A 4,168-nucleotide genomic window follows, 5' to 3' on the forward strand; every position below is an offset into this window, starting at 1 on the left:
GGCTTTGACTGCTTTCCAAATGGCAATTTCTGCATAAGCAGCATATTGGTGGATTTCTCCACCAGTGTGAGTATGGCATGCTGGTCAGGGTATACGATCAAGTCCATCTCAAAATCTCCGAATCTCTTCCCGTCAACTTCCTTACTTCTTTCATGGATACTCAACCTGTCTTTAATTGGAAGACGTCTGTCCTTGGGACGATGCCTGTATTTCATCTTATGCCTTGTGTGTTTGGCAAGTTCCCCTATTGTATCATTATGAATGATATTATAAATGGATTGGTGGGACACCTTTATCCCATCATTCTTGCGCAGATAACCTGATATTTGCCGTGGAGACCACTGATCATTGGTGATATATTCCTTAATCCTCCAGACTAATTCGTCGGAGAGCCTGGTGTTCTTTACCGTTCTCTTTCTGCTCTGCATAGCCATATCGTGCGCCTTTGTCCAAATATACTTTCCCGATGGCGTGCTGTTGCGTTTGATTTTACGTGAAAGTTTTGACTGACTGATGCCGACGATTGCGGCAATCTCTTTTCTCCCTGTTTTCTTTTGGAGTAAGGCGAAAATTTGCGACCTTTGCTCCGAGGTTAATTGATGATATTTCACAATACAAAGTTAATTAATCTTGGAGAGACAGAGGTCTCCCTTTTTTTTTATTTGTATTGCTGGTTGTTTTTTTCTCGCCGAGAGATGCAGACAATCTCTCGCTACGCTTCGAGAACGTCTGCATCTCTCGGCGAGGGCTACTCTTTTATTGCACTTCGTTTTGGAACTTGCAAAATGCTTAATTGTGTTTGACTTATTTATTTGATATGATTATTAAAATTATAAATATATAAAAAGTCCGATTTAATAAAAATAAATGAGCGAAGTAATTTTTTAGGGCTTGGCACTTAGAATGCCAACTGTCCTTTTTGCCATTGCTTCAAAATCATTATTTATATTGCAGAATTTCATTAAGCTGTTGTAAGCAGCATGCTTTATTATAATATTGTTATCTTGTAAAGAAGAGTTTACCTGGTCAAGATATTCATTTATCTCTCGGTTTTCGATTTTTATACATCTATTGAATAATCCTGAAAGTAAATTATATCCACAAATTTCATACATTTGTTTTCCAGAAGCTATCCAACGAAAGGCAAGATGTAAGGCTTTATTTGTGTACTGTAATAAATTAAAAGCTAATATCTCTGCTAATTCTTGTGTATGTACACGTTCCATCCATACTTCTATTATATCCTCTTCCATACATTCGTGAGGCATAATAAGTGTTGCCAAGATCATACATTCGCGTATATCTTCTTTCCAAAGTTCTATAGCTAGATCATAGTCTTTACCATATTCTTTAGCTATTTCTTTAAGTTCAGGTAGAGGAATACCCCAGTTTAATTTATATAAAATTCCTTTTTCTCGCATCGATTGTGATGTTACACCATTCATTCTGAAGCGAAAAGATTGTTTTATTTGTTTTATTTTATTTTGTATATCTACATTCATAATGTTGAGTATTCTTTAGAATAGCGTAGCATTTGTTCTGAATAAGTTTCAGAATAATCTGCTATAATATCTACGACGTTGTTGTTTTCATTTAGAATAGGTCTTAAAACAGGATTAATAAAACCTTTATATGGTGCAATATTAAGCTGTTCATATCTCTTTAAAACTTCTTCATGTTGTTTCTTATTGAGGTTGATAGCATATTTTTCTACTAAAGTACGAGCAGCATTAAAATCACCTTCACTTTTTATTCTTTGTATCTCTGCTAATTGTTTTGCAAAGATAGATCTAAGTGTTGTGTAATTATTTATTCTAATATAAGTCTTTGAGTTCTTTGAGATAAATTCTATAACCTCTTCTTCTTTACCTAAGTCCATAGCCCACCATGCTATTAAAGCTCTATTTTGCATATGTGCTTCTTCTATCTTTTTACCAGGCTTTATTCTTACTTGTTGAGTAAGAAGACCATTCATTAAGTAGCTATAATAATGTGCTTTATAAGCATCCTTATTATCAAGAAGTCCTAATTCTAATAATTTTTTATCAGCGATATAATACAAACCAAAAAGATCCGCTCGAGCTTCTTCAATAGTATTCCCATAATTTTTAAGAGAACTGGGATCTGTAGATGGTAGTAATTTTCCACTACCATGTCCTAAACATTCGTGTAAATCGGTATGTAAGTCATCTGTTTTAGATCCAAACATATTAATTAGCTCATAAGTTTCTTTGTCAATAACAAATTCCTCGTAAAAACCATTTCCTTTTGAAGCAATGTTATAAGCATGAGTTAAATTACCAATAGTAACACTTTTAGATCCATATTCAGAGCGTATCCAATCGGCATTTGGTAGATTAATACCAATAGCAGTAGACGGATATTCATCACCTCCTAACATAGCAGCATTAACTACATTTGCAGTAACTCCTTTAACAGTTTCTTTGCGAAAACGTGGATCAATGGGAGAATGGTCTTCAAACCACTGTGCATTTGTGGATATAATATTAGCACGTTTAGTTGCTTCTAAGTCTTTATATTCCACAATTCCCTCCCACGAAGCCTTTAATCCAAGAGGATCACTATATACTTCTATAAAACCATTAATAAAATCTATCTGTCCTTCTTTTTCCTTTAACCATTCTATAGAGTATTTATCGAAAATAGATAAATCTCCTGTTTGGTAATATTTTATAAGTAAATTAATTACTTTTTTTTGTTGTTCGTTTTCTGTAAACTTTAAAGATTCATATAACCAGAATACAATTTTTTCTAATGCTTTACTATACTTCCCATTAATATGCCAAACGTCTTCTACTATTTTGCCATTTATTTTGCATAGAGAAGAGTTTAAGCCGTATGAAATAGGTCGCTCTTTTGATCCTTTAGCTTTTTTTTCTGCATAAAAAAATTCAACTTCTTTTTGAGAAACTCCTTCGTAATAATTACAAGCAGAACTCTTAATGAGGTCGCATCCATCTTTTTTATTAATGCGTTTGGGTAATATTTTAGGATCAAATATTATGGGTATTATTTTTTCTAAAAGCTCGTTTACAGATTCATTATTATAGCATGGTAAGACTTCTTTAGGAAGAGAGATTATGATTTTCCTAAAATATTCTTCAGAAAAGTTAGGCTCAAATTTATCAGATCCATAATGGTGATAAATACCGTTAGCAAACCACACTTTCTTAAGATATTCTATTATGTTAAAAAAGTCATCATCTCTTTCACCTTTATAATATAGAAGAATAGCTTCTAAGGTTTTGCGAATACGTAAATTATATTTACCAAATTGATCAAAAAGAATATCTCTTCCATACAGAGTAGCTTGTGATAAACAATATATATATTGCTTTTGGCTTAGAGATAATTTATCAAATCCTGTTAGTTTATAACGAAGTATTTGGATATCAGCAAACTGCTCATCTATATAATTAAAATTATACTCACTTTTTATTTTATTATTTTCCACTTATCCTTATATTTTTTTTAGCTTTGCGTTTCTTTTAAATTTATTATCTTCGATAGGATGTTGGCTTAAATGACGTATTTTATAATCGCGTGGAGTTATACCATTTAATTTATAAAAAGAAGCATAAAACGATTGTCTATTAGAAAACCCCACCATGTCGCTTATATCTTCCATATTTAAATCCTGATAACGCTTATCAACCAATAATGTCATAGCTTCTTCTATTCTAAACTTATTAACAAAAGAGGTATAATTTGTGTGAAATCTTACATTCACTACAGCTGAAATATAACGAGTGTTGGTGCCTAAGTCTTCTGCTAATTGCTTTGCGGAATAACTTTTATCCTTATACCGCTTTTGAATAAGAATTATTTCAAGGATCTTTTCTTTGAGATCATCCATCAAATTTGGACTAACAAGGCTACGATATGCAGCAGGTTTCTCTTTTTTTTCTGTAAGATTGTACTTTGACATAATAATGTAGGTTAATTAACGTTATGTATTCATTACTATTTTCTGCAAAAATAACTCTTATTATTGATATAATCAAATTTTATCATACCTTTTTTTCAATATATTATACAAAAGAGTTAATATTAATAATAAATATTGCAATAGGTGAGGGGATAAAGTTAAGATAATTAAAATGAAAAGTATATTTTGGGAAAGTTAAATATATAAGAACTTTATTCG

Annotated in this window: 4 protein-coding genes; all 4 read right to left on the reverse strand. The window is 31.7% G+C overall.

From position 1 onward, the window contains the following. Positions 1-611: IS30 family transposase (locus tag HMPREF9018_RS06285; protein ID WP_008449509.1), on the reverse strand; the 611-nt coding region annotated here is incomplete at its 3' end. A 273-nt stretch (positions 612-884) separates the two neighbouring features. Next, positions 885-1,502, reverse strand: a complete 618-nt coding sequence (locus tag HMPREF9018_RS06290) for a DNA alkylation repair protein (RefSeq protein WP_008449506.1) — start codon at positions 1,500-1,502, stop codon at positions 885-887. Further along, entirely contained in the window at positions 1,499-3,475 is a 1,977-nt protein-coding gene (locus tag HMPREF9018_RS06295) for a dipeptidyl-peptidase 3 family protein (RefSeq protein ID WP_008449504.1), read from the reverse strand. Before HMPREF9018_RS06295 ends, HMPREF9018_RS06290 begins: the two co-directional genes overlap by 4 nt. Before the next feature lie 6 nt (positions 3,476-3,481). Continuing rightward, positions 3,482-3,949 carry a helix-turn-helix domain-containing protein gene (locus tag HMPREF9018_RS06300; protein ID WP_008449511.1) on the reverse strand — a complete coding sequence of 156 codons (468 nt, stop codon included), beginning with the start codon at positions 3,947-3,949 and terminating at the stop codon, positions 3,482-3,484. Positions 3,950-4,168 lie beyond the last annotated feature (219 nt).

It is taken from the genome of Prevotella amnii CRIS 21A-A, assembly GCF_000177355.1.
GTDB lineage: Bacteria > Bacteroidota > Bacteroidia > Bacteroidales > Bacteroidaceae > Prevotella > Prevotella amnii.

Excerpts from the sequence above, each read along its gene's own strand:
- HMPREF9018_RS06300 (WP_008449511.1), bottom strand. The coding sequence starts at position 3,949 with ATGTCAAAGTACAATCTTACAGAAAAAAAAGAGAAACCTGCTGCATAT.
- HMPREF9018_RS06290 (WP_008449506.1), bottom strand. The coding sequence starts at position 1,502 with ATGAATGTAGATATACAAAATAAAATAAAACAAATAAAACAATCTTTT.